The sequence below is a fragment of the Streptomyces macrosporus genome (assembly GCF_039533145.1).
In the GTDB taxonomy this organism is placed as follows: Bacteria; Actinomycetota; Actinomycetes; order Streptomycetales; family Streptomycetaceae; genus Streptomyces; species Streptomyces macrosporus.
Window position 1 is genome coordinate 20,588 of the sequence record NZ_BAAASZ010000018.1, and the last position, 23,613, is coordinate 44,200.

At 70.6% G+C, this 23,613-nt stretch carries 18 protein-coding genes and 4 pseudogenes; 13 read left to right on the plus strand and 9 right to left on the minus strand.

Annotation, left to right across the window (positions count from 1 at the left end):
* Positions 1 to 50: 50 nt before the first annotated feature.
* The 5 genes from ABD335_RS11520 (at position 51) to ABD335_RS11540 (ending at position 3,534) form a co-directional block, all read left to right on the plus strand.
* Positions 51 to 1,406, plus strand: coding sequence for a GH1 family beta-glucosidase (locus ABD335_RS11520; protein ID WP_344322161.1), 1,356 nt, complete (start codon positions 51 to 53; stop codon positions 1,404 to 1,406).
* Positions 1,407 to 1,935: 529 nt separating this feature from the next.
* Entirely contained in the window at positions 1,936 to 2,424 is a 489-nt protein-coding gene (locus tag ABD335_RS11525; protein WP_425583605.1) for an RHS repeat domain-containing protein, read from the plus strand.
* Positions 2,421 to 2,702 (plus strand): integrase core domain-containing protein, encoded by a 282-nt coding sequence (locus tag ABD335_RS11530; RefSeq protein WP_344322162.1) that lies wholly within the window; start codon positions 2,421 to 2,423, stop codon positions 2,700 to 2,702. The genes ABD335_RS11525 and ABD335_RS11530 overlap by 4 nt, the downstream gene beginning before the upstream one ends.
* A gap of 51 nt (positions 2,703 to 2,753) precedes the next feature.
* A complete protein-coding gene (locus ABD335_RS11535; RefSeq protein ID WP_344322163.1) occupies positions 2,754 to 3,059 on the plus strand; it encodes a hypothetical protein in 306 nt (101 codons plus the stop codon).
* A gap of 28 nt (positions 3,060 to 3,087) precedes the next feature.
* Positions 3,088 to 3,534: a DUF6417 family protein gene (locus ABD335_RS11540; protein ID WP_344322164.1), complete on the plus strand. Its 447-nt coding sequence runs from the start codon at positions 3,088 to 3,090 to the stop codon at positions 3,532 to 3,534.
* On the opposite strand, the gene ABD335_RS11545 is transcribed toward ABD335_RS11540, so the two are convergent.
* Positions 3,522 to 4,238 carry a nucleotidyltransferase domain-containing protein gene (locus ABD335_RS11545; RefSeq protein WP_344322165.1) on the minus strand — a complete coding sequence of 239 codons (717 nt, stop codon included), beginning with the start codon at positions 4,236 to 4,238 and terminating at the stop codon, positions 3,522 to 3,524. The genes ABD335_RS11540 and ABD335_RS11545 overlap by 13 nt on opposite strands.
* A 993-nt stretch (positions 4,239 to 5,231) precedes the next feature.
* Here ABD335_RS11545 and ABD335_RS11550 point away from each other — a divergent pair.
* Together ABD335_RS11550 and ABD335_RS11555 are read left to right on the plus strand one after the other, a co-directional pair.
* Positions 5,232 to 5,807, plus strand: a complete 576-nt coding sequence (locus ABD335_RS11550) for a DUF3291 domain-containing protein (RefSeq protein WP_344322166.1) — start codon at positions 5,232 to 5,234, stop codon at positions 5,805 to 5,807.
* 63 nt (positions 5,808 to 5,870) lie between these two features.
* Positions 5,871 to 6,374 (plus strand): annotated as a pseudogene (locus tag ABD335_RS11555) (IS3 family transposase); the annotation flags it as partial.
* Positions 6,375 to 6,674: 300 nt separating this feature from the next.
* On the opposite strand, the gene ABD335_RS11560 reads toward ABD335_RS11555, so the two are convergent.
* The 4 genes from ABD335_RS11560 to ABD335_RS11580 form a co-directional block, all read right to left on the minus strand.
* The gene (locus tag ABD335_RS11560; RefSeq protein WP_344322167.1) at positions 6,675 to 7,733 is read right to left on the minus strand and encodes a threonine aldolase family protein; all 1,059 of its coding nucleotides are present in this window, start codon (positions 7,731 to 7,733) and stop codon (positions 6,675 to 6,677) included.
* A 15-nt stretch (positions 7,734 to 7,748) separates the two neighbouring features.
* Positions 7,749 to 8,327, minus strand: a complete 579-nt coding sequence (locus ABD335_RS11565; protein ID WP_344322169.1) for a helix-turn-helix domain-containing protein — start codon at positions 8,325 to 8,327, stop codon at positions 7,749 to 7,751.
* Positions 8,327 to 8,770, minus strand: a complete 444-nt coding sequence (locus ABD335_RS11570) for a hypothetical protein (protein WP_344322170.1) — start codon at positions 8,768 to 8,770, stop codon at positions 8,327 to 8,329. The genes ABD335_RS11565 and ABD335_RS11570 overlap by 1 nt, the downstream gene beginning before the upstream one ends.
* Positions 8,771 to 9,312: 542 nt before the next feature.
* The gene (locus ABD335_RS11580) at positions 9,313 to 9,774 is read right to left on the minus strand and encodes a nuclear transport factor 2 family protein (protein WP_344322171.1); all 462 of its coding nucleotides are present in this window, start codon (positions 9,772 to 9,774) and stop codon (positions 9,313 to 9,315) included.
* A gap of 87 nt (positions 9,775 to 9,861) precedes the next feature.
* Here ABD335_RS11580 and ABD335_RS11585 point away from each other — a divergent pair, with 87 nt between their 5' ends.
* Complete coding sequence (locus tag ABD335_RS11585) at positions 9,862 to 10,428, plus strand: TetR/AcrR family transcriptional regulator (protein WP_344322172.1); 567 nt, start codon at positions 9,862 to 9,864, stop codon at positions 10,426 to 10,428.
* Between the two features lie 50 nt (positions 10,429 to 10,478).
* Here the strand turns inward: ABD335_RS11585 and ABD335_RS11590 are convergent, their stop codons facing one another.
* Positions 10,479 to 11,243, minus strand: coding sequence for an ArgP/LysG family DNA-binding transcriptional regulator (locus ABD335_RS11590; protein ID WP_344322174.1), 765 nt, complete (start codon positions 11,241 to 11,243; stop codon positions 10,479 to 10,481).
* 762 nt (positions 11,244 to 12,005) lie between these two features.
* Here ABD335_RS11590 and ABD335_RS11595 point away from each other — a divergent pair.
* Entirely contained in the window at positions 12,006 to 14,747 is a 2,742-nt protein-coding gene (locus tag ABD335_RS11595; RefSeq protein WP_344322175.1) for a hypothetical protein, read from the plus strand.
* Positions 14,748 to 15,145: 398 nt separating this feature from the next.
* Here ABD335_RS11595 and ABD335_RS11605 read toward each other — a convergent pair whose 3' ends face one another.
* On the minus strand, positions 15,146 to 18,796 hold the full coding sequence (locus ABD335_RS11605; RefSeq protein ID WP_344322176.1) for a CHAT domain-containing protein: 3,651 nt from the start codon (positions 18,794 to 18,796) through the stop codon (positions 15,146 to 15,148).
* A 177-nt stretch (positions 18,797 to 18,973) separates the two neighbouring features.
* Here ABD335_RS11605 and ABD335_RS11610 point away from each other — a divergent pair, with 177 nt between their 5' ends.
* Positions 18,974 to 19,354 (plus strand): hypothetical protein, encoded by a 381-nt coding sequence (locus tag ABD335_RS11610; RefSeq protein WP_344322177.1) that lies wholly within the window; start codon positions 18,974 to 18,976, stop codon positions 19,352 to 19,354.
* Position 19,355: 1 nt separating this feature from the next.
* Entirely contained in the window at positions 19,356 to 20,318 is a 963-nt protein-coding gene (locus tag ABD335_RS11615; protein ID WP_344322178.1) for a hypothetical protein, read from the plus strand.
* Here ABD335_RS11615 and ABD335_RS11620 read toward each other — a convergent pair.
* Positions 20,251 to 20,937: pseudogene (locus ABD335_RS11620) on the minus strand (DUF4291 domain-containing protein). The gene ABD335_RS11615 and the pseudogene ABD335_RS11620 sit on opposite strands and share 68 nt — an antisense overlap.
* Before the next feature lie 759 nt (positions 20,938 to 21,696).
* Positions 21,697 to 22,902: a phosphotransferase gene (locus ABD335_RS11625; RefSeq protein WP_344322179.1), complete on the minus strand. Its 1,206-nt coding sequence runs from the start codon at positions 22,900 to 22,902 to the stop codon at positions 21,697 to 21,699.
* Between ABD335_RS11625 and ABD335_RS11630 the strand changes: the two are divergent.
* Together ABD335_RS11630 and ABD335_RS11635 are read left to right on the plus strand one after the other, a co-directional pair.
* Positions 22,817 to 22,997 (plus strand): annotated as a pseudogene (locus ABD335_RS11630) (IS982 family transposase); the annotation flags it as partial. The gene ABD335_RS11625 and the pseudogene ABD335_RS11630 overlap by 86 nt on opposite strands.
* A 225-nt stretch (positions 22,998 to 23,222) precedes the next feature.
* A pseudogene (locus tag ABD335_RS11635) lies at positions 23,223 to 23,609 on the plus strand (transposase); the annotation flags it as partial.
* Between the last annotated feature and the right edge of the window lie 4 nt (positions 23,610 to 23,613).

A 23,613-nucleotide genomic window follows, 5' to 3' on the forward strand; every position in this document is an offset into this window, starting at 1 on the left:
TCCCCCTTCCCTCACCTCACCCCTCCGAGCACCCCAGAGAGGCACCCTCCGTGTCCGATTCGATAGACCTCGCCGCCTTTCCCCCCGACTTCGTGTGGGGCACGGCCACATCCGCCTACCAGATCGAGGGTGCCGTCGCCGAGGACGGCCGGGCCCCGTCGATCTGGGACACCTTCTCCCACACCCCGGGAAAGATCGACAACGACGACCACGGCGACGAGGCTTGCGACCACTACCACCGGTGGCCCGAGGACATCGCCCTCATGAAGGAGCTGGGCACCGACGCCTACCGGATGTCCGTCGCCTGGCCCCGCGTCGTGCCCGGCGGCGACGGGCCCGTGAACGCGGCCGGCCTCGACTTCTACGACCGCCTCGTCGACGGCCTCCTCGACGCGGGCATCACGCCCAACATCACCCTCTACCACTGGGACCTCCCGCAGGCCCTCCAGGACCGCGGCGGCTGGACCAACCGCGAAACGGCCGAACACCTCGCCGCCTACGCCTCCGCCGTCGCAGGGCGGCTGGGTGACCGGGTCACCCACTGGGCCACCTTGAACGAACCGCTGTGCTCCGGGTGGATCGGCCACCTCGAGGGCAGGATGGCTCCCGGCCTCACCGACCTGACCGCCGCCGTACACGCCTCGTACCACCTGCTCCTCGGCCACGGACTGGCAGCCCGGGCGATCCGCGCGGCGGCGCCGGGCGCCCAGGTCGGGCTCGTGACCAACCACTCGACCGTGGAGGCCGCCTCCACACGGCCGGAGGACGTCGCGGCGGCCACCCGCATGGACGGCCACACCAACCGCTGGTGGCTCGACCCGGTCTACGGCCGCGGCTTCCCCGCCGACATGCGCGAGCTCTACGGCGTCGAACTGCCGGAGCGCCCGGGCGATCTGGAGACGATGGCCGTCCCGCTCGACTGGCACGGCCTCAACTACTACTTCCCGGTCACGGTCGCCGACGACCCGGCCGGCCCCGTCCCGTACGCCCGCGAAGTTCGCCTGCCCGACGTGCCCCGCACCGGCATGGACTGGCAGATCGACGCCGATGGTCTGGAATCGTTCCTGATGCGGCTGACCGACGACTACGGTGTCCGCCGGCTGTACGTCACCGAGAACGGCTCCGCCTTCCCCGACACCGTCGGCCCCGACGGCACCGTCGACGACCCCGAGCGGGCCCGCTACCTGGAACAGCACGTGAGCGCCTGCGCCCGCGCCGTGCGCAAGGGCGCCCCGCTCGCCGGCTACTACGCCTGGTCCCTGCTCGACAACTTCGAGTGGGCCTACGGCTACGACAAGCGCTTCGGGCTCGTCCACGTCGACTACGCGACGCAGGCACGCACCATCAAGTCGAGCGGCCGCCGCTACGCGGACATCATCCGCGCCCACCGGCAGGTCCAGGCCTGACCCGCGGCGGTGACCGGCGGTCCGCCGCCGGTCACCGCCGGCGGACCGGCCACCGACAACGTCTCCTGATCCGACCCGGTGTCCAGCGGTTCCGCCGCGCGAGCCTGCCCGCCGTGGAGACGGACGTGTACGGGCGGCTTGAGGCCCTGGCACAGGACTGGTGATCGCCAAGGGTTGCGAGGTCGGCGGTCTCGCGCGGGCACTCAGCGCCACGGCCCGCTGACCACGCAAGTCGGTTCCTTCGGCCTACAGCCGGGGCAGAGCGGTACGTATCGGGTTCGCTGAATCCGCCGCACACCCCGAGGGCCTTCATGCGTCGTGGCCTCGGGGCTTTGGCACGTACGCATGCCCTCGCGTTTCGCGGGTCGGCCGCTCTCAGCGGCCCGGCATTTCGCGAAGTGTGGTGCGTTCGACCGCAGCGCCCGCTCCTCGCGGGCACAGCGGCGGCGAGGTCACGCGATACGGGCCACGCGGGTTCCGCGTCCTTCGCCTGCGAGGAGAGGCATCGTCTTCTGAACATGGTGGTGAGGTGCTCGCCCGCCAGGTGGGCGTCGAGGGACGCCCGATCCGCAAGGACGCCGCCGGCACCGTCACCGCGTACGAACGCGACCTCGCCGGCCGCCCGGTCCGCATCGCCGGCCCCGACGCGGACCTGATCTACCACCGCGACCGACTGGGCCGGGTCAAGACCGAGTTGGTCAACGGCCGCGCGCCGTCCATCTCCTACGACGCGCTGGGACGGCGCACCCGCCGCATCACCCCTACCGGCGTGACGACGACCCACGCCTACGACGCGGCCGGCAACCAGACCACCGCGCACTGGCCCACCAGCCATGCCGCCGCCGAGGCCGCCGGCGAGCGCGCCTACACCGGCACCCGCCTCACCCGAGCCGGAGCGAGCCGCTACGGGGGCCACCGCGTCGGCGTCACCACCATCCGCCGCATCCTGTGCGACCGCGACAGCCGGTACCCCAGGCGCGCGACGCCGCCGTCACGGGCGAGAACATCGCGATCTTGAACAGCGCGCCGCGGGCGCCGAAGACGAACGCCCACGCCGCGAGGTTCGTCCGCGGCGTGCGAGCCGAGCGCACCGACCGGATGCCGCTCCGCAACGAGCACCACGCACGGCGTGTCCTCGCCGAGTACGCCGGGCAGGACGACTCCGGAAGGCCGCACCGGGCCCCGCGGCGTCGCGCACCGGCCGACGCCCCGGACGCCGTCCCCTTCCCGGCCCGGCGGATCCGGCGCCACGCCGTCCTCGGCGGACTCGTCCATGAGTGCCGCGACACACCCTGACGAAGATCAGGACCTCTGGCAAGCGCCCGGCTCAACGCGTGTACGGGACTTTTGACACCCAACAGGCGCCGGCCGCGAGAGTTCGGCAGGGGAAGGGGGCACGGCGAGCTGATCGGCAAGATCACCGGTGGGCAGTGGGCGTTGCTGGAGATGCCGGCGGAGGCGGATCGGGCCGCGGAGACGGTGCGCCGGATCCGGGTGCCGGTGGGCGGCGCGGTGGAGGCGGTGCGGGTGCTGGAGTGGGCCGGGCTGTGCCGCACCATCCCCGCCGAGGAAATGCTGCGCGCCGGCGCCTCCCGTCCGACCGGGGCGCGAGCCGCCCGCATCACCCCCGAGGGCCTGGATGCCCTGACCTGACGCCAAGGGGCACCGAAGCGCCCCTGCCGTGTCCGACCTCCAGGCCGCGCCGGCGGCGGCCGGCACGCTGTGGGAGGCCCTGATCGAAGCCCACTACCACCCCGACACCAACCGGTGGCGCCTCCAGCTCGACGACGCCGGCCTCACGGGTCTGGCCCATGCCGCCCACTTGGAGGCCCTCACCGGATCGGTGGCGGTCCGCAACCGCCTGCACCGCGCCTACGACCTCACCCACCCCCACCCCCATCTCCGGCGTTCCCTTCGCCGCCGCCGGGGCGGCCCCGGTGCCCGGCCCCCGAACCGCGCCCGGGGCGAGAACCGACCGATCGGCGGTGGACGGCGCGGCCGGGTCGGCATTCTGAAAGACCCGTACCCCGGCGTCGCTCCCGGGCGGCTGGACCGTTGGCCGGGGGGATGCGGGCCGAGCCGACAAGGCCGGCGAGGTACTTCGGCCTGCTTCGGTCAGCAGCCTTGATCGATGACGTCGTGGAGGTACTGCATGGCGAGTTTTTCGGCGTGGTGGCGCCGTTCAACGATGGCTCCACCGGCATCGGACCATCGGCGGTAGAGATCGACGGTGGCGAGGAGCGCCCGTCCCGCTTCGTGGCGGTCGTAGCCGCACAGGGTTGCCCGAAGGCTGCGCGCCTCTTCGGGCGCGATGGTCTCCAGGTGGCGGACACCGCGGGGGATCGCGCCCACCCGGCGGGCGGCCAGGGGGCCGAGCACGGTCTCGCGCAGGTAGGTGAGGAAGCCGATGGTCTCGAACAGCTCCCCGCGGCCGAGCTTCGTCGCACCGTAGTGCACCCAGATCCAGAACCGGTCCTCGATCCACTGGAGGTCGAACGCCGGAGTGGCCGGCGGCTGTTGGGCGAGGGCGTCGGCCAGGAGGCCGTCCCGGTCCCACAGGATCTCCGGGTTCTCGGTCCGCTCGGCGAAGTCGGAGGCCCGGACGAACTTGAAATCGACGTGCAGGAGAGGCGGTCCGACGAGCGTGATGATCACGCGCGGCTCGCCGACATGCTCCCCGGTGAATCCGGCCACCAGGGAGGTCCAGGAGCCGATCAGGACGAGCCGCTCCCGCATGACCGCGTCGTACGCTTCGTCATTGATGACCAGGATCAGGTCCACGTCCGAGTGGACATCGGGGTGGCCTCCCACGAGGGATCCGGTGATCGCCACGCCGGCCACACGCGCGTCCTGCCGGATCCGAGGAAGCGTGTCGCCAAGGAACCGGCTGTGCAAGGAGGGGACGTCCATCTGCTTTCCTTCCGATCGGAGCAAAGCAGAGCAACGTAACACTCAGCCGGGCGGGAATCGCAACCCGAATTTCTCACAAACGATCCTTTGCGCGAGCATGATCGACGATCGGCCGCCGAACCCCGCCCGACTGCGATCTCGGTTTCGAGACAGCGAGATCTTTTCAACCTGCCGTCTGGGCTGGCCAGAAGCCTGGGGCCACACCGCACCCGTAGTCGGGCCGGGCTCCTGAGCAGCGGCCCCTGCTCGCGAGACCGGGTGCCGGCCCCTCCAGGCGACGCCCAGCAGCTCGCGCCGGTCAGGTTGGAAAGAGCTCATGGTCTTTGCCGGCGATCTTGCTGGCTCGGGCGTCGGATGGTCGACGACCACGAGGCGCACCGACGAGGCCACGATCAGGACGCTGCGGTCAATCCAGCGCAAGCTTGCCGGCACCGTGAGGCCCTACCACGGGCGACGTCCGAGCCCTCCACGTTGACTCCCCGCCAACGGATGGAACGCCTGGATCGCCGCGTGTCCTTTGACAGTGAACCCAGTCGTTCCGTCAGCCAACCCAGTCGACACCGACAACACCGCCGGAGTCGCCCCGGCACACCGGTTTGAGCGGGGTTGTCGATGCTGCTTCTCGGCATTCGAGGGGCCGATGCGGACTTCCACGGAGGCAGGCAGCGCCACCGCCCCAGTTCCCGCAAGGACCTGTGCACGAGGCCACTTGGACAGGGAAATTGCAACTTCGACATGGCTCGCAGAGGCAGCTACCTTCAGCCGGTCTTCGGTGCTTGCCACGGTCGCACAGGGGCTCCTTCAGGCTGGGCCGGCCGCGACGGGACGAGTCGGTCACGTACCACGAGCCCTCGCTCCCATGCGCAAGCCACCGAACCGGGTCCACGCCAGGCAGCCCCAACCAGGGAGAGACGCATGCCCCATCTTGCTCTGTACACATTCGGCGTCCTGAAGTCACCTCTCGTCGATCCCGCACCTCTCACGCGCGAGTTCTACGACATTGGCGAGGCCGTCTACCGGAAGATCGGTCAGCACCCCGGATACCTCGCGCGTGCTGAAGCGGCAGACGGTGACCGGGGCGCGCTCTTCGAGGCGGACTGGGGTGCGTGGGGAGAGTTCGCCGTACCGACTTGGTACGGCAAGGGCCATACGGTGGAAACCACCGCCCTGGCCGCGACCCTCTCACTCTGGACCGACCTGCGTCCCGTCTTCGACGCCGTCTACACCGGTCTGCACCGTGAGGCGCTGAACAGGCGTTACGACTGGTTCGAGAGGACAGGGCATCCAAATTACGTGTTCTGGTGGGTCTCCGACGGCGTGATACCCACCTGGCGGGACGGGGTTTCCAGGCTGGAGCACCTCCACGGCCAGGGCTCTACGCCGCACGCCTTCACCTTCCACGACTCGTTCGCCTCGGACGGAACTCCGACCAGGATCAAAGGCATCGGGCCGGTGAACCGCTCCGGGGCCGGTGGAGGCTCGATTCCCTGAGAGGATCGAGTCGTGGCCCGTCCGTCCCCTCACCCTGCCGAGCTTCGTGAGCGTGCGGTGCGCATGGTCGCGAGATCCGCCCCAACCATCCGACCGAGTGGGCCGCGATGAAGGCGATCGTCGCGAAGCCGGGCATTGGTTCCGCCGAGACGGTGCGGACGTGGGTCCGCACGGCCCAGGTCGACGCCGGCCGGCGTCCCGGGGCGACTTCGGAGGAGGCCGCGGAGATCAAGCGGCCGCGGGCCGGGAACGCCGAGCCGCGCCGGGCCAACGAGATCCTCAAGGCGGCCTCGGCTTTCTTCGCGGCCGAGCTCGACCGGCCGTCGAAGCGCTCGTAACGTCAGTGCGCGGGCGGACCGCGACGCGGAGCTGTAGACCCGGATCAGCCGCGTCCACGCGGACAACTTCGGCGTCTACGGGGTGCGGAAGGTCTGGCGGCAGCTGCACCGCGAGGGCATCCCCGTGGCCCGCCGCACGGTCGCCCGACTGATGCGCGACCTCGGTCTTCAGGGCGCCCGACGCGGGAAGAAGATCCGCACCACCATCCGCGACGATGGCCAGGAGCGGGCCGGTGACCTGCTCGGACGCGACTTCACCGCATGCCGTCCGAACGAGCGGTGGGTCGCCGACTTCGCCCGTGTCGCGACCTGGTCCGGCATCGTCTACGTCGCCTTCGTCGTGGACGTGTTCTCCCGGGCGATCGTGGGCCGGTCGGCCGCCACCGGCAAGCGGGCCAGGCTCGTCCTCTGGGTCTCTCGCAAAACTCTCACGGATGACCGTTTGTGAGAGCCCCGGCCCCGGCCCGGGACTTGGGCTGCGGTCGGGGCGATGAGGTGAGCGGTTGTCACCCCACCGCGCCGGGTGGGGTCAGGCGGCGAGGCGGCGGACGGCCTCAAGGAGGGTGTCGACGTCGTGCTCGGTGGTGGAGAAGGAGGTGACGAAGCGGCAGACGCCCGGCTCCCAGCGGTCGTGGTAGAAGGTGAATCCTTCCGCCAGGAGCTGGTCGATGACCGGCCGGGGGAGACGACAGAAGAGGATGTTGGCCTCGACGGCGTGCAGCAGCTCGGCGCCGGGGAGGGCCTTGAGCCCGTTGCCCAGGCGGGCGGCCATCGTGTTGGCGTGGACGGCGTTGCGCAGCCACAGGCCGTCGGTGAGGTAGGCGTCGAGCTGGGCGGACTGGAAGCGCATCTTGGAGGTGAGCTGGCCGGCGCGCTTGGCCCTAAAGGACAGTTCCGGGGTGAGGGCGCGGTCGAAGACGACGATGGCGTCGGCGGTCATGGCGCCGTTCTTGGTCGCCCCGAAGGACAGGACGTCGATGCCGGCCTGCCAGGTCAGCTCGGCGGGCGTGCAGCCCAGGGCGGCGACCGCGTTGGCGAAGCGGGCCCCGTCCATGTGGACGCGCAGGCCCGCGTCCTTGGCGATGTGGGCCAGGGCACGGATCTCGTCGGGGGTGTAGAGGGCGCCGGTCTCGGTGGCCTGGGTGATGCTGAGCGCGGAGGGCTGCACGCTGTGCACGTCGCCGATCTTCCGCGTCGCGGCCGCGCGCAGCCGGCCGGGGTCGATCCGGGCGTCGTCGCCGGGTAGGGGAACGAGCTTGGCTCCGTTGGTGAAGAACTCCGGGGCGCCGCATTCGTCGGTGTTGATGTGGCTGTCGCGGTGGCACAGCACGCCGCCCCAGGGCGGGGTGAGGGCGGCCAGGCTCAGGGCGTTGGCCGCGGACCCGGTGGAGACGGGCAGGACGTCGACGTCGCGTTCGAAGATCTCGGCGAAGCGGGCTCGGGCGCCGGCGGTGAACCGGTCGGCGCCGTAGGGCAGGTCCTGGCCGGCGGCCGCGGCGGTGACGGCCTGGACGATCTCCGGGCAGGCGCCGGCGGTGTTGTCGCTGGTGAATATCCGCTGAGGTGCGGCGGGGGCGGTGACGCTCATGTTCAGGGATGTCCTTCAGCTGACGATGGGGGAGGCGATGACGACGGTGACGTCGGCCGCCTCGGGGCCGGTGCGGTAGACGTGCGGGACATCTCCGGCGAAGGCGAGCAGGTCGCCGGGGCGCAGGTCGGTGGGGGCGTCGACGGGCCCGGCGGTGAGGTGGCCGGAGGAGACGAGCAGGTGCTCGATGGTGCCGGTGGCGTGCGGCACGCCGTCCAGGTGCGTGCCGGGGGGCATGCGCAGCCGCCAGATCTCCAGGCTGTTGCCGCTGCTGATACGGCGCAGCAGCTCGCGTCCCACTTCGCCGTCGGCCAAATCGGTGCCGGGCACGAGCACCGGCCCCGGGTCGGTGTCGCGGGCCAGGAGGTCGGTCAGCGGGATGCGCAGGGCGATCGCGAGCGCGTCGAGGGTCTCGATGGTCGGATTGCCCCGCCCGGCCTCCAACTGCGACAGCGTCGCCTTGCTCAAGCCCGCCCGGCGGGCCAGCTCGGCACTGCTCATGCCGCGCTGCTCACGGCGCCGGCGGATCTGCGCCCCGACCGCGATCGCGGTGCTGCTGGCGGGCCGGCGGTCGCCGGACGAAGGGGGCGTCATCACCGCTCCCGGTGGGTGGCGCTGTAGGAGACACGGACCCGGCCCCTCTTGACCTTCAGCGTCGGCAGTACGACGTCGGCGAGGTCGCCGAGCCGGCGTACATGGGTTCCCCCACAGGGTGCGGAGTGCAGATGGGCCAGGTACACGATGCGGCGCCCCTCGGCGTCGTTCTCCCGGGTCACGGGCAGGTTTTGTGCGATGGCCTCGGCGACTTCCGTCCGCAGCGCCTCGGTGACCTCCTCCCTGCCCTCGGGGGTGTCCAGGCGGGCGTCGGGCCGCGGCGCGGTGAACTCGATCCGGGCCTGGCCGGGGAAGTGGTTGTTCGCGGCCGGCACCCAGCCCTGTGCTCGTCCGGCCGCCTCGATCAGGTGGCCGGCCGTGTGCAGCGCGGCATGCGCGATGCGCGCCGGAAGGTCGATGCGGACCTCGACCGGTTGTCTCACCGAGAAGACCGGCAGCGCGGCCTCGCGGTGAGGGGCGGCGAGGGCCGGTTGGACGCCGCATCACCGAAGCCGTCGAGGGCACCGGCATCGAGCCGCGCGCTCCCGGAAAGGGACTATGGCCGCCGCCAAGCGGCTCGGCGCCCTGGTCGGCTCTGACGGTCGGTCCTGCCCGCCGTCGTCCTCGTCGAGTTCGGGTGCGTCCGGGGCGCGCGGGGAACGCAGGCTGCCGCCGACCGGGCGGAGGTGGTGAAAACCGTAGCGGCCCGGCATGTTGAGGCTGCGGTGCTTGAGCGGGGAAAGGCCGGCGATGTCCTCGTCCCGGACCTCGTGGCCTTCGATGCGCAGGTTCGGGAGATTCCCCTCTCCGCCGCGGCACGGACGAACGGCCGGTTCGGCGGCGTTCGGCACGACGACGTCGCCGCTCGGTGGCCAGAGGCGCGCCGGCGTGGAGCACGGCGTTTCCCGTCGGCCACATGAGCGCGGCGGGCTCGGACGGTTCGTTGCCCGAGCCCACCGGCTGGGGGCGGTGTGGTGGCCTGCCCCTACCGCAGCGGGATGTCGACTCCGTGCTCGTCCCTGGGCCGGGGGCCGCGGATACGCCGATCGGCTTCGGTGATGGCGACGTCGTTGATGCTCGCCTCGCGGCGCCGCATGAGACCGCGCTCGTCGAACTCCCACAGTTCGTTGCCGTAGCTGCGCCACCACTGGCCGTCCGCGTCGTGCCACTCGTACTGGAAGCGAACGGCGATCCGGTTCTCGTGGAACCCCCAGAGGCTCTTGCGCAGCGCGTAGTCCCGTTCGCGCTCCCACTTCCGCGTCAGGAAGGCGACGATCTCCTCGCGGCCGCTGACGAACGTGTCCCGGTTCCGCCACGTCGAGTCCGGGGTGTAGGCCAGGGCCACTCGGTGGGGGTCGCGGGTGTTCCAGGCGTCCTCGGCCGCCTGGACCTTCCGCAGGGCCGTGTCCTGGGTGAAGGGCGGGTAGGGCGGGCGGTCTTCGGGCATGGCGGCCTCCTCGCGTTGAGAACGCTCGTTCTCTACCGGTGGGGCCTAAAGTAGACAACGACCGTTCTCAACGTCAAGGAGTCCCGGATGCCGGCCCCGATCACCGAGGAACAGAACCGCCTGGACCGTGAAGCACTGCTCGACGCGGCGGAGCGGCTCTTCTACGAACGGGGCATCCAGGCGGTCGGAATGGATGAGGTCCGTGCGGCGTCCGGTCTGCCGCTGAAGCGGATCTACCGGTTCTTCGCGGCGAAGGAGGACCTCGTGGTGGCGGTGCTCAAACGGCGCGACCAGCGCTGGCGAGGAAGCCTGGCCGCCCACGTGGAGCAGGTCCCGGACCCCCGCGAGCGCGTACTCGCGATCTTCGACTGGCTTGCCGAGTGGTTCGCAGAACCCGGCTTCCGCGGATGCGCCTGGATCAATGCCTTCGGCGAACTCGGCCCGTCGTCCGAGGCGGTGCTGGCCGAAGTCCGGTCGCACAAGCGGGCGTTCCACGACCAGATCGCGAGGTGGGTCCACGCCACCGGGCTGCCGGTGGCCGAACCGGTCTCCCTGCTCGCCGAAGGAGCCATCGTGGCGGCCGGCATCAGCGGCGATCCGGCCCCGGCCCGGCATGCACGGGCCGCCGTCGCGACGCTGCTCGGGACACCCTGACCCCGGGCCGCACCGCCGACCACCGGTCGGCCCGCGACGGCTGGTGTGGGTCACGGCCGGCTCGGCGCGGTGGTCTGCCCGGCCGGCCGTGCGGACGGCCGCGGTGATGCGGTGCAGCCGCTCCGAGTCCAGCGCCCGGGTCTGCCAGTGGAGAGCCACGTCGTGATGGGCGTGGTCCCCGAGCAGGACCGGCGACCCGTCGACGAGGTCCGTGCCCGGCTGGGTCCCCAGGGCCGTGCCCCACCCCAGGCCGGCCCGCACGGTCGCGAGGAACCCTTCGGAGGACGGGACGGTACGCGTGGGCGGTGACTGGTCGACGCCTCGGAGCGAAGCGCCCGGCGCTGCAGATCGTCCTTGGCGTTGAACTCCGGCACGGGCATGGCGGCCCGGTCGACGCCGGCTTCGGTGGTGAAGCGCCGGCGCGGTGCGGGGGCGGCCACGGGCACGTGGCGGAGGTGACGGAGGAAGCCCGGCCGCTCGACCCGGCACCCGCCGACCGGCGTGGGATCGGACGTGACGGCTCCGAGGACGTCCCCTTGGCGCAGGAGCCGACTGCTGTGGTTCTCGTCCTCCACGTGCAGGTCCAGCGTGGTGTCCGCCCAGCCGGCGGCCTCGCGGAGGACGGGCACGGACCAGATGGCCGGGGAATCGGCGTTGACGGCCACCGGGGTCATGGTCCGGGCCGAGGCGCCGTCGCCCAGCGCGCGCCGGGTCTCCGCATCGAGGACCTGCGCCTGGCGGGCCATGCGCAGCAGCACCGCCCCGGCCTCGGTGGGGGCGCACGGCACGCCACGGCGCACCACCACCTGTCCCACGGAGGTCCCCAGGGCCTTGATGCGCTGACTGACCGCCGAGGAGGGGCCTTACGGCTGCACGGGCTTGGGGCCGGCAGGGCGCAGCACAGCCCAGCGAACACAACGGGCGATGACCGGTTACCGGGAAAGGTTCACTGTCAGGCCCATTCCACGCCCGGTTCCCGGAGCGCGGCGCGCTGCGGATCACTTGGCCTGTCCCGTCTCTGCTTGGTGTTGCTCATGAACACTCCCAGCCGGACCGGTGTGGTTTCGCTCTCCGGCGTGATCTCCTCGGCATGGCCTCCGGGGGCGCGGTGGTGTCCTCCGCGGGCGATGTATCGGGCGAGGGCTGCGATGCCGCGTTGGAAGGCCGCCGACGTCTTCGAATCCCCACATTCACGGCGCTCTTGGCGGTCGGGGCGCCGGCGGGCTGCTGGGCGGGTTTCAGGCCCAGCCTCGTGAGCCGTTCCTGCTGTTCGGTGGTGAGCAGGACCTGGTTGTGCTGTCCGGGAACGTTGGCGACAGGCGACACGCCTGACGCGGTCCTTGAACGAAGCGAGGGCCTTCTGGTTGGGGGCCTTCTGGTTTCGGTGCGGATTGCGAGATCTGCAATCGGTGTCCAGGAGGCCCTCGTCGTCCCACCGTAATGCCCCGCTGGCCCCGGACGTCATTCCGAAACGATCGGTTAACGCCAAGCTGAGACCTGCACGAGAGTGACGCTTCGCGGAACGACATCAACCGACCGACATACAAGGAGTGTCGTTGTGCAGGACACTCCCTGACATGGACGAGCTCACGGACGCGGTGGGCGACGTGGAGCGCCCCGAGCTGGGGTGCCATCGCCGTACCTACAGGCCACTGCACAGAAAGCCTTCCGCGTACGCACTGCTCCTCCTGTACATGCTCCCCTTCGCGGTCCTTGCCTTCCTCCTGACGGTCGTCCTTGGGGCATTCCTCGACTGGGACGGCTCGGATCCGGCCTACACAGTCGGCGGGCTGTTGCTGCTGGGGCCATTCGCCGTCCGGGCCGTGTGGTACCGGCGGCATTCCAGGGTGGAGTTCCGCCTCTACGAGCGTGGCCTCGTCGCGATCACGGCCGACGGCAGGGAAGCCGTCTACCCCTGGACCTCGACCACCGTCTTCGTGAACGACTCGAATCACTTCAAGCTGTGCAACGCCGAGGGGACGGTCATCTCCCTCGGGCCGGCGGACCGTGGGCCCGTGCTCGGCAGCGAGAAGATCAAGGGCCTGCGCACCCGCACAGTGATCAGGGGCGCCCAGGTACCGCGGGAAGGCGAGTGGGGACAGGCAATTCGGCAGGGCGTCCGGGACGAACAGTTGGCCCCAGCAGCCGCAGCGGCTTTGAACGGCGGTGGAGTCACCTTCGGTGACCTCGTGTTGAACCAGGACGGACTGACCGTACGACGCAAGCGCGGCCAGGACGACTTCACGACCTGGGAGGACGTCCAGTCGATCTCCCTGGCCGGTGGCTTCCTATGGATCACGTCGCGCAGCAGCGACTTCCCGAGCCCTTTCACGCGGCCGCAGTATCGGATACCCAATCTGGAGATCTTCCTCGACGTTTCTCGCCGACTGCACGCACGCAGGAGGCGCGCCGCACCCGTCCAGGCTTCGGTCCCACCGAGAACGAGCGAGCCGACGCGGACCAACCCCGCGCCGGACACCCCCACCACCTCGAGCGCCCCCCGAGACGAGGAGCGAACCAGTAACGAATCACGGCTCCTGGGCCTGTACGTCACCTTCGGTATCAGCGCATGGGCGGCCTGGACCCTGGGTGCTCGACAAGAGATCGACGGGCAGGGGTCCGCGCTCCTCACAGTCTTGGCGGCGGTCTTCGGTGGATTCTTCGGGGCGGTCTTCGGACTGGGCCTCGCGGCAGGTCTCGCGGTCATACCGAGAACGGTGGGCGCGTTCGTCGTCGAGCACATGGTCCGCTGGTTCCGGCATCGCCGCTATCTTGCCGCGTCCACCCTCGCTCTCTGTTCCGTTGCCCCACCGATGGCGCTGCTGATTGTTTTGTTCCTTGCGTTCCCCTCCCGCCTGGTCCCTCTGGTGGTGCTGCTGTTCTTCGGCTGCTGGATCCTGCTGCTCGCGATGAAGTGGTGCGGTGCGTCGGAGCGCCGGCTCTTGCGCCACCTGCCGGATCTTCCGGGTGTGTTCCTCGTCGCCATCGCTGCCGAGCAGATCGTCTCCGGCGACGTGCTGACTCTCGCGCCGGCTGCCGGTGCCTTCTTCCCGCTCGCCGTCTGGCTCTCCTGGCGCGGCTGGCGAAAGATGCAGGAGTCGCCGAGGCTCATGGTGCGGGCGGCGGCCGACATCGTCCTGTCCGTGGAACTCGGCCTCGTGCTGACCCTGTTCCTGGTGTGGCTGACCAACGTGCTGTCGTTCAGCCCACCCGAAGTCGCTGCCCTGCGCGGCATGGTGGAGGCGGTGCAAGGACTGACGGAGGTGCACTGGCTGTACTGGCTGGTGGCATACGTGGGGCTGGCAGCCGGCAGCTACGCCGCACTGCGCCGGCCGGATCGTGTCGCGCGGATCAGACGGCGGTTTCGCCCGGCCCGCTTCAGCGAAGCCCGCCTACCGCTGGGTCTCGGCGCCGACTTCGTACGACGGTCCCTGACGGGGATCAACATCGGCATCATGGTCGGCCTGCTGTTCCTCGTCGTTCTGGTTCCGGTGTCCGAGGGGACCTGGAAGCAGCCGGTGGCCAAGAGATACGCGCTCGAGGTGCAGCGCCAACAGTACGCCGAGGGGGCCGCAGCCGCGTACAAGGAGATCCACCGGCAGGTCTCGACGCACCCCCGGTCCACTGCCGGTGTGAGGGCCGTGATCATTGCTGTGCAGCGGGCAGCTCCTTCGTCTTCCGGAGAGTCCGTGAACCGGACGGCTCTGGATATCGCCCGGCAGGTCGGACGCTTCCAGGCCGCCACACTCGCTCCGGACGATCCGGCCGACCCGCAACAACCCACTCGGGGGCCGGAGGCTGCCGACCTCGCGGGTCAGGTCGATGAGCTCGATGAGCGCCGGCAGCTCGCAGCGGAGCGGGAGCGACAGGCCGACCGGTTCGCCGAACTCGCCGCCATCGCGATCACCAGCACTTTCGAGCTCATCGACCTGGGCGAGAACCAGGTCGTACGGCTCGTCAAGGAGTACCTCGTCGGACTGGTGGAGGGCGGCCCGGTGAAGAAGATCTTCTACCGGTGGGGCCAGAGAATCGGTCAACCCCCACCGGACGGCGACGACCTCGTGCGCATCGACATCCGCCACCTGACCACCGTGGCCTACAGCCGGACCCTGGCGGCGGTCCAACGTGTCGACGCCGACCTGCTCGCCTTCTACCGCAGGTTCGGCGGCAGCCTCCCCACCGAGGATTCCTCGTTGATCCCAGCAGTCGATCTGGCGAACCAGCACCGGTACCTGCGGCAGGGCACCGGCTCGTGCCACGGCTGCGTCGATTCAACACACCGCGGCTCGAGCACGAGCGGAGGCGGCGGCCGCCGCTGAGCCGCCGAACGAGCACTGCGTGAAATCAATTGTTCCTCTGGCAACCGACACTGTCTTGGCAGTGCTGTCCGGGTTTCGAGAGCAGCCGGCCGGTGATCGTTGGGAACCTGAACAAGCCGCTCTCGTGGGGGCGTTCTCTCCCGATGTTCCATTCCGGGATCTGCGGTTGGTGTGGCTTTGCGGGGTCGCGCCGGGAGATGGTGTTCTCGCCGGTGAGGCGGCGGGCCATCACGTCGGTCGTGGCCGGGTGGATCATGGCTTCGGAGCGGGCGGGTGGGTCTCGTGGTCGCAGGCCGGGCGATGGTGGTGCATGGGCCGACCGACCGTGTGGCGAACGACTGCATGCCACATCGACTGTCGGACGCAGGCTCGGCCGGCGTTCCGGACGGATGCCGCCCCTACGGTCCGACGTGCAGGTGCGCGGCCCAGAGGGAGGGGGTGCGCGGGAAACGGTCGCGCAGGTCGCAGACGGCTCTGTGCAGGGCATCGGCGGCGCGGTCCGGATCGAGGACGTCGTCGGGGCTACGCAACCCCGCGTAGAAGGTTTCGGCGACCCTGGCGGCGAGTGCGTCATCGATCGCCCACCGCGTGCCCACCACGTGTGGGAAGCCCGCGAGGTGAAAGGCGCCCGTCAGATGGATCGCCTCGTCGACGAGGTCGCTCCGGTCGTTGACGGCGGTCGAGCACGCGGACAGGTACGCGAGGCGCGCTCGGCCCAGTTTGAGGGGGGTGAGGCTTCGCACGGTGAGCAGTCTTTCCGGGTGGTCGTGCAGCAGCAGACCACTGCGTGAGGGGTCCGCCGGGTCGGTGGTCCCGTGGCAGGCGAAGTGCGCTATCGAGCAGCCCGGCAGAAGGTCGAGGACCCGGGCGGCAGTCGGCAAAGCATCAGGCCGCGCGGCCGGGTCGGCCGGCTCCACGAGCGTTACAGCGTCGGGCAGGTGTGCGGCTACTGCCGCCGCCTCTTCCTGAGCGTGCCACAGCCGCTCGGTCTCCGGCAGGCCGGGTGTGGTGGGCATGGCCACGATGAGAGAGCCGCCGGTCACGCGGCCGCCGGTGCTCGTGCGTCGTGCGTGCCTCAAGGACCGTACGGTCGGCGCATACGACGAGACGACCCGGTCCATGACCGTGTGGCCGCGGCCTGCCCAGGATCCTGTGTGGTGCCCGGCGGCGTGCAGCGGCAGCAGACCGAGCAGCCCTCCGGTCACCCACCACACGCGGGGCGGCGAACCATCGTTCCTCCTCGATGTGAGCAGGGGGGCGAGGGCGTCCAGTACGGGCTTGGCCGCCGCTGTCCACAGCCACTGCAAGATGTCGTGCAGAGCCTGCTGGGCGGCGATGCGGTCACCGGTGGGCGCCATTGCCCGCCTCAGCTCCCGCTGAAAAGCGCGTACCGCGCCGTTCACAGCGCCGCGTGTGAGCTCGGGCAGCGCGAGTGAGGTGATTCCGTTTTTCGTGAGCAGCAGTGCGTCGCTGCGGTGGGAACCCACGTTGAACACGACGACCGGCCCATGGTGGGCCTCGGCCGGCAGCTCCTCCGCGGTGGGCGGCAGCGCGAACGACTCGAAGTGGCGACAGGCCCTGATACGGGACAGTACGTCGTCGAAGCGCTTGGCGAGTTCCACGCGGTCGTAGTGCTCCCGTCCCTCGGCGCGAGATGCCGTGAGCGGTTGACCCGGTGCCGTGTCGAGAAGGTCGCGCACGGCCCTGAACTCGTCCGCGAGCTCCGGGTGGCGGGCTTCGAGATCGGTCAGCTCGCTCCGCGTGTCCAGCGCCCTGCTCAACAGGACGGCACGCCCCGCCTCGAGCAGGCGCAGGGCCCTCATCGCACGTGCGGTCGCGGTGCCGGCCGGGTCGGCCAGAGCGAAGGCCGCGGCGTCGGTGGCCAGTCCGCCGACCTGGGACACGGCATGCTGTGCGTCGTCCCGGTCGAGTTGGCGCGGTGTCATCCGGGGGAGCAGCAGGACGGCGGTTTCCAGCAGGTCGGCCGCCTGCCCGGGAGCCCGCGTGCCGGTCAGCCGCGCCGCGAGCCGGGCGGCATCCACCCGCTCGGTGGGCCCGGCCGTGGCGGTGCCCAGGACCTCGGCGTAGGCGGCCAGCGCCCGCCTGCGGTCTCGGTCCCGTCCGGAAAGCCGGAAACGGAGATCCCACACCGGCGCCAGAGAGGCGAGTGCGATGCTCCGGTCGCTGCCCTGCGCGGCCCGCAGCGAGGCGCGTCCGGTGCCAACGGCGTCGTCCAGGAAGGACGGCTCCTTGGTCGTCTCGTGAAGGATGCGCAGCATCTGGGTGAGGTTTCCCAGGGAACCACACCGGCCGGGGTGGTCGGGCGGGAGGTCCTCGATGCCTTCTCGCTGCTTGTTGATGGCGGCCTCCAACGCGCGCCGTTCGCCGGTCACGTCGAAAACCGTCAGATGGGCCGAGGCGAGGTTCATCAGGTACATCCATCGTTTGGAGCGGCCGGCCGCAGCAGCGGCCGCCGCGTCCGCCATCGCCAGCGCCTCCTTCACGTCACCGATCTTCTTCGTTCGCTCGTGGCGTCGCAGGAGGTGAAGGCCGAGATTGGACAGGAAACCGGGACGGTCGGGATGAAGGGGGCCCGCGGCACTGATCGCCTTCCGGGCTGCGTCGATCGCGCGGTCGAGGTCGGCGAGCATCGCGTCACGTCGGTAGCGGCAGGCGTACGCGAGGCCGAGATTGGTCAGGATGACCGGCAGTTTGGGATCACCGGTGCGGGTCGTGGCATACGCCTCCCGCGCCGCCTCGATCGCTTGGTCCAGATCCGCGGACCTGCCCGTCTGCTCCCAGCGGATGCGCAGGGCCACGGAGAGGTTGGACAGTTTGGCCGCCCTTCTGGAGGGAACGTCGTCGGTGCAGTCGACGGCTCTGCGGTGTACGTCGACCGCGGAGTTCAGGTCCTCGATGCGGCGGAACCGCTCGAAGCGCATCCGCAGGGCTTCCCCCAGGTTGGACAGCCCCGTGCCGTCGGAGTCCTGGGGCGACATGTTCTTCACCGCCCTCCAGCCGACTTCCACTGCGGTCTGAAGGTCACCGGCATCACCGGTGAGTCCATAACGCCAGGTGAGGGCCAGGCAGAGGTTCTCGTTCAGTTCGCCGGCCCACTCACGGGGGAGGCCCTTTTCCTGTAACGCCCTGTGCGCATGCGAGATGGACATCTCCAGGTCGGCCCGCTCGCCCAGCCGTTCGTACCGGCCGATCAGCGCCGCCGCCAGCACGCTCCGAAGCAGGAGGATTCCTTCGGGGGTGCCGCCTTCCTCCAGCGCCGTCCGGCAGGCGTTCACGAGTTCCGTCGGGTCGGTGCCGGGGCGGGTCCAGTACCGGTGGAGAAGGAGCCACACGACCTGCTCCCTCGCCTTGCTGCGCTCCGGGTGCCCTTCGGGGAGGAGTTCGGCGTGCAGACGCCACTGCGTCAGGGCCTCGTCGACATCGCCCTGATGCGTTCCCAGGGGGGCACGTTGGGACAGCGCGCCGGCCAACTGGTACCGCGCGACGGCCATGGCCGACGTGCCCTCGGTGCACAGGGCCATGGCGCGCCGGGCGTGGCCCACCGCTTGGTCCAGGTCCGCCGCGCGGCCGCTGACCTGGAAGTGCCACAGGTACAGCCCGGCCAGGTTGGTGAGGCACGCGGCCCGGACCGGGTCGGCGGAGGCGGTCGTGAGAACGCGGCGCCAGAGGTTGGCCACGGCGGGAAACAATGCCTCCGCACCGGCCACTCCGGCCACCAGCCGGCTCAGAGCGGCTGCCATGGGAATCGCTCGCTCCGCCGAAACGGAAGGGGAGGACGCGGAATGGTCCGGGCCGCCCCACCGCAGCAACGGGGTCAGCAGCCGCTTGGCGACATCCAGGTCCTCGTTGCCCGGCACGCCGGCGGCCACCCGGGCCCCGTGACGTTGAAGGTGCAGGACGGCCAGTACGACGAGCCTCTCCAGAAATCTCTCGGCGCTTCCCGCGAACGGCAGCGACCGGGCCAGCGCCGCGGCTTCCTCCGCCGCGCCGGGCTCCAGCAGGAGACCCCTCTCGCCGGTCGCCTCCACACGGGCCAGTCTCGCCTGCACCGCCGCCAGCGGACACTCCTCGTGCGTGCTCATGTCCCCACCCCCCTGGAAGTCGGCAACAAGCATGCGCGTCACGGACAGATGTGACAAACCCATCACGCTGTCGGTCAGGGGCTGCTACCGTTCCCGGCCATGGAGGCGGGGGGAGAACACGCCATGACCTACGCCGGGCACACCGGACAACGGCTGCGGACGGCAATCGGGTACGTGTGCGGCAACACGCCGTACATCCGGCAGACGCTCATCGAGGCCGGGAACGCACGGGCGTTGGACGCCGCTCTCGAAGCGATACGGTCCGCGGCCGACCCGGAACCCGCCCTCACGGCCTTGCACGAGGCCCTGCTGGCCGCCGGCGACGCCCGAGGGATCATGCCGACGGTCCGTGGCCTGCGGCCTGCCGGCGCCAACGCGCATCTGCCTGCGCTCGCGGTCTATGTGTGCCCCACCGACCGCTGCAGCCGGCACAGCCGCGCGGAACACGACGACCCTCCGCGCTGCACCCTGAGTGGTGAGCCGCTGCGCCTGACACGGCTGTGACATGGACACGTTTCTCCGCCAACTCGGACAGAAGCTTGCCGAGCAGTGGCTGAGTCTGCTCGTCCTTCCGGGGGCGCTCTATCTCGCCGTGGCAGCGACTGCTCGTGTCCTGGGACATCGACATGCCCTGGACCCCTCGTGGCTCGCCACGCGCATCACCGAGTGGGCCGGGTCGCCCACGGCGGCCCACTCCGGCGGGCAGGTACTCCTCCTCGCCGCGGTTCTGGCGGGTGCCGCAACCGTGGGGCTGGCCGCGCGCGCCCTGGGGGCCGGTCTGGAGGGCGCCGTACTGGCCGCCGACTGGCGCGCGTGGCCGTTCGCCGCCCGGCACTGGGCGGCCCGCAGGACCAGCCGGCGACGTCAGCGGTGGATCCGCCGCGCCCAACGCTACGAGACCGCGTGTGACGACGCGGCGGCTCGACTCGCTGCAGGGGATCCGCCCGACCCGGCTCCCCGTATCGCCGCATATCAGGCGTTGTTGGCGGTTGCCCCCGACCTGCCGGACCGGCCGACCTGGACCGGTGACCGCATCCACGCGGCCGCCACCCGCCTGCAACGCGAGTACCACCTCGAAATCGCCGTCCTGTGGCCGCACCTGTGGTTCGTCCTGCCCGAACACGCCCGAGGAGAGCTCACAGCTGCCCGGCAGGAACTGAGCAAGGCGACCGTACTCGGGGGATGGGCCCTGCTCTATGCGCCGCTCGCCTGGTGGTGGTGGCCCGCGGCGCCGCTGGCCCTCGGTATCGCGCTGACCGCCCGCCGCCGCACCCGGGCAGCGGCGGACACCTATGCGGAACTCATCGAAGCGCTCGTACGCCTGCACACCGGTGAACTCACCGTCCAGCTCGGCATCACCGAGGTTGTGGGCCGGCTGACTCCGGCCCTTGGGGAGGCCCTCACCGCGGAGCTCTCGCCGCTGCCCCCCGACACCCGGATTCCGGACGACCGTCACCCCCTGCCGTGACCGCTTGTTCCCGAGTCGGGCGTGCAGATGGGCCGTCAGGTTTGTCGGCCGTGGGACAGGGGCGTTCCGCGGGCAGGAGTCGCCGGGCGGCTTCCAGAGCTCCGTCCCTCACCGTCCCTCACCCGGGTATGGATCGTGTGGGCGAGCGCGGTGACGTCGGTGATGGAGACCGTCCATTCCTCCGCGTATCTGTGTGCCGCCTCACCCGCGAGGCCGAGTTGCGGCGAGCGATGGGGAAGCGGCCGCAGGTGCAGGTCGCGTTCGGGGTCCCACCGGACCCGGGCCGGGGCTCGTTTCAGCCGGCGCTTCCAGGTGGCGCGGTCGGGGTGCAGCCCGTATGCGTAGTGGGCCGAGCGGGCGTGCTTCAGGGCCCACTCGAAGCCTTCCCGGGTGATTTCGATGGCGAGGACGGTTTCCCGGCCGTCTTCGGTGCCCCAGCCGGAGCGGTACATCATCCAGAGGAACGACGGCTTGATCCACGCCGTCCGGTCCCGCTTCCAGGCCGCGGGGAAGCGCCGTCCCGGGCGGCCGGCAGGCCGATCTCCGGTGCGTAGGCCTGGTACACGGTCACGGTGGAAGCGGTATGGGCGGCGCGGATCCGGTGTGTGGGTTCTGCCACGGTGCCCGGGGTCGGCGCTCGCTGCGGTCGGTGCCATCGAACGACCGGGCCGGCGGGGCGCCGAGCCGCCGGTAGCCGTCACCACCCCCGGAATCGCTGTCGCCCGGCGGTCGGGCCGCCACCCGGTGGCTCTGCTCGATCGTGGTGCCGATGTCCGCCCAGGGCCGGTCGATGCGGGACATCACCTCACCGCTGCGGATCGGCGAGGACTACGTGCGCGATGTCATCCACGCGTTGAACGAGCGGGGGTTCGACGCGCCGACCCCAGAATGGAGCGGGGACGACCGAAGGCGATCAGTGAACAGGTACGCAAGCGCATCTGCCTGATCGCCCGGATGTCTCCACCGACTGGGGCATCGTCGCATTTTCCACTCGAAGCCCGTTCAAGCTCGCCGAGCACCTGATCGCGCTCAGGGTCTCCTGACGGACGACCACGACGTGGAAAGCCTCCACGGACTCCGCGTTCATCGCCAGGATGCACCGGGCCCCGGAGCTTTACGACGTATCGCCCGCCGATGGCCGAGTGGTCTGCGTGGACGAGTTCGGCCCGCTCAACCTCCAGCCTCGCGAGGGCAGAGCGTGGCGTTCCATCCGTTCGCCGCGCCGGCTGAGGGCCACCCACAACCGCCACGACGGCGTGACGCGCATGCTCGCCGCGCTCGACCCGAGCGCCGGCAAGCTCCACCACCGCAAGCGCAAGCGCGAGCCTGGACCGATTGCCCGACCAAGGTTGTGCGGCAAGCCACTGGGCGGTGGCGCTCAGAGCCCGGCGAGTGCGGACAGCCGGATCGCCTCGTCTTCGGACAGCGACCGTATCGGCTCGCCGGTCACCACCTGCCGCTTGGCCTTCCACCCCCGCAGCCAAAGGACGGCCGCCCAGCTCACTTCCAGCTCATCGCGTTCGAACCGCCGGCCGGCCACCTCCTGGTACGCCGCGAGGAACGCCGCCGACTCCTCCACGGACGGGGCCACATAGGTCGCGACGATTCCCACGATCACCGCCTCCGTCTCCACGATCGCGCTGTCCCAGTCGTACGCGACGTGGAGCTCTTCGCCGCGCCAGCGGAAGTTCTCCCGGAACCAGTCGCCGTGGCCGATGACCTTCGGCGCCTGCCGGCAAGCGATCCGTTCGCGCGCAGCCCGGCCGGTCCGTTCGAGCCAGTCCGGACCCACCACCGAGTGGAAGGGCCGCTCGACGTCCTCGGCGGTCGTCCACACCCCGGGCTCGTCATGGTCCCAGCGGTTCCACGACGGCTTCGGTTCGAGGTCAACACCGGCGGCCAATGGACGGGCGGTGCGCACGAGCGCTTCGAGAGCCGACGCGAACGGTCGCGGATCCCGTCCCGAGGACGGGAGTTCATCCCCTCCCTCGACCAGTGCTTCGACACTGGCGGTCCACCTCCCGAGCGGAGTGGGCGCGAGGATCGGCTCGGGAGCCGGATACCCGGAAGCGTGCAGCAGACTCTGCACGGCGAAGCAGCCTTCGAGACGAGCAGCCGGCTCCCGCACCTTGATGACGACCTCTCGGCCATCGGCGAGCACGGCACCGATCACGGCCGAGAGCCGGCCGCTTCGGAAGCGCTCGGCCGTGATCCTCGATCCGAGGTGGTGCGAACACCACTGGTCGAGCAGGCCGGCGTCGATACGAGGGAGGTCCATGGGACGAACCCTACTGATCGGCGTAGAACGACCTCCCCACCTGGCCAAACGCGTCATCCGGGAACGCGCCGCCGACACGACCTTCCGGTTCGACGCCATGTGGGTTACCGACTCCGCCCCGGCGGAGTGCGGCCAGGCAGGGGGTCGCCTCGCTGCGACCCTCGTTCGAGCGGGAGGAGTCCCGGCCGGGCGAGCCGCTGCCGAAGTCGGTCCGCGGGCCGTCGAGTCCGTGGACGACACCCTCAAGGGACAGCTCGGGCTGGAGCGGCACGGCGGCCTGACCTGCGAAGGCGTGCCCGTCCGCATCGCCCGGCCAGTCCTGGCAACGGCCGATGTGATCCGGCACGGCCACCACACCGGTGCACCCACCGCCCAGGTCGCCGATCGCCTTCGACCACTGATCACCTCGGACTCACCCGTCCAGGGTCTGTCCGACGACCGCGTCCACCACCTGAGTGGGCTCGGGGACGAGGCGTCCACGACCGAGGGCGCGCGCACGAGTGCTTCCACGAATTCGTGCTCATCGACCGCTCGGTCGGGCGGATCACGCTCCTCGTCGCGGCCGACGACTGAGCAGGACTCCGGTGGGTCTTCGGGATCGGCCTGTTCCCGGGCATGTGGGATGGATGGACGCACACGAAGTGAACCGGACCCGGGCGAAGTCGGCGCTGTACGCGGCTGATGTGTTCGCCTCGGTGCCGGGCAAGGACCAGCGGGCCAAGGGCGACCGCTGTCTGCGGGGCCTGATGCCGGACGGCCGCCGCACGTCCACCCAGACCATGACCGCGCGGCTGCCGAACGGCAACGAACAGAACCCGCGGCAGTCCGTGAACCAGTCCACCGGGGACCCGGTGCCGGTGCAGCGGCGGATCTGTGCGCGGCTGCTGCCGCTGATCGCCCCGACGGCCCGGGTGATCGACGACGTGTCGGTGCCCGAGGCCGGCCGGATGTCGGTCGCCGTGGCTCCGCAGTACTGCGGGGCCACGGGCAAACGCGCCTCCCGCCAGGTCGCCGATG

What these genes read in the sequence shown, in the direction of transcription:
- ABD335_RS11625 (WP_344322179.1), bottom strand. Translation starts at nt 22,902, where the DNA reads ATGCGGACGGGCACGCCTTCGCAGGTCAGGCCGCCGTGCCGCTCCAGC.
- ABD335_RS11610 (WP_344322177.1), top strand. Translation starts at nt 18,974, where the DNA reads ATGACCTACGCCGGGCACACCGGACAACGGCTGCGGACGGCAATCGGG.
- ABD335_RS11585 (WP_344322172.1), top strand. Translation starts at nt 9,862, where the DNA reads ATGCCGGCCCCGATCACCGAGGAACAGAACCGCCTGGACCGTGAAGCA.
- ABD335_RS11615 (WP_344322178.1), top strand. Translation starts at nt 19,356, where the DNA reads ATGGACACGTTTCTCCGCCAACTCGGACAGAAGCTTGCCGAGCAGTGG.
- ABD335_RS11595 (WP_344322175.1), top strand. Translation starts at nt 12,006, where the DNA reads ATGGACGAGCTCACGGACGCGGTGGGCGACGTGGAGCGCCCCGAGCTG.
- ABD335_RS11550 (WP_344322166.1), top strand. Translation starts at nt 5,232, where the DNA reads ATGCCCCATCTTGCTCTGTACACATTCGGCGTCCTGAAGTCACCTCTC.
- ABD335_RS11560 (WP_344322167.1), bottom strand. Translation starts at nt 7,733, where the DNA reads ATGAGCGTCACCGCCCCCGCCGCACCTCAGCGGATATTCACCAGCGAC.
- ABD335_RS11580 (WP_344322171.1), bottom strand. Translation starts at nt 9,774, where the DNA reads ATGCCCGAAGACCGCCCGCCCTACCCGCCCTTCACCCAGGACACGGCC.
- ABD335_RS11565 (WP_344322169.1), bottom strand. Translation starts at nt 8,327, where the DNA reads ATGACGCCCCCTTCGTCCGGCGACCGCCGGCCCGCCAGCAGCACCGCG.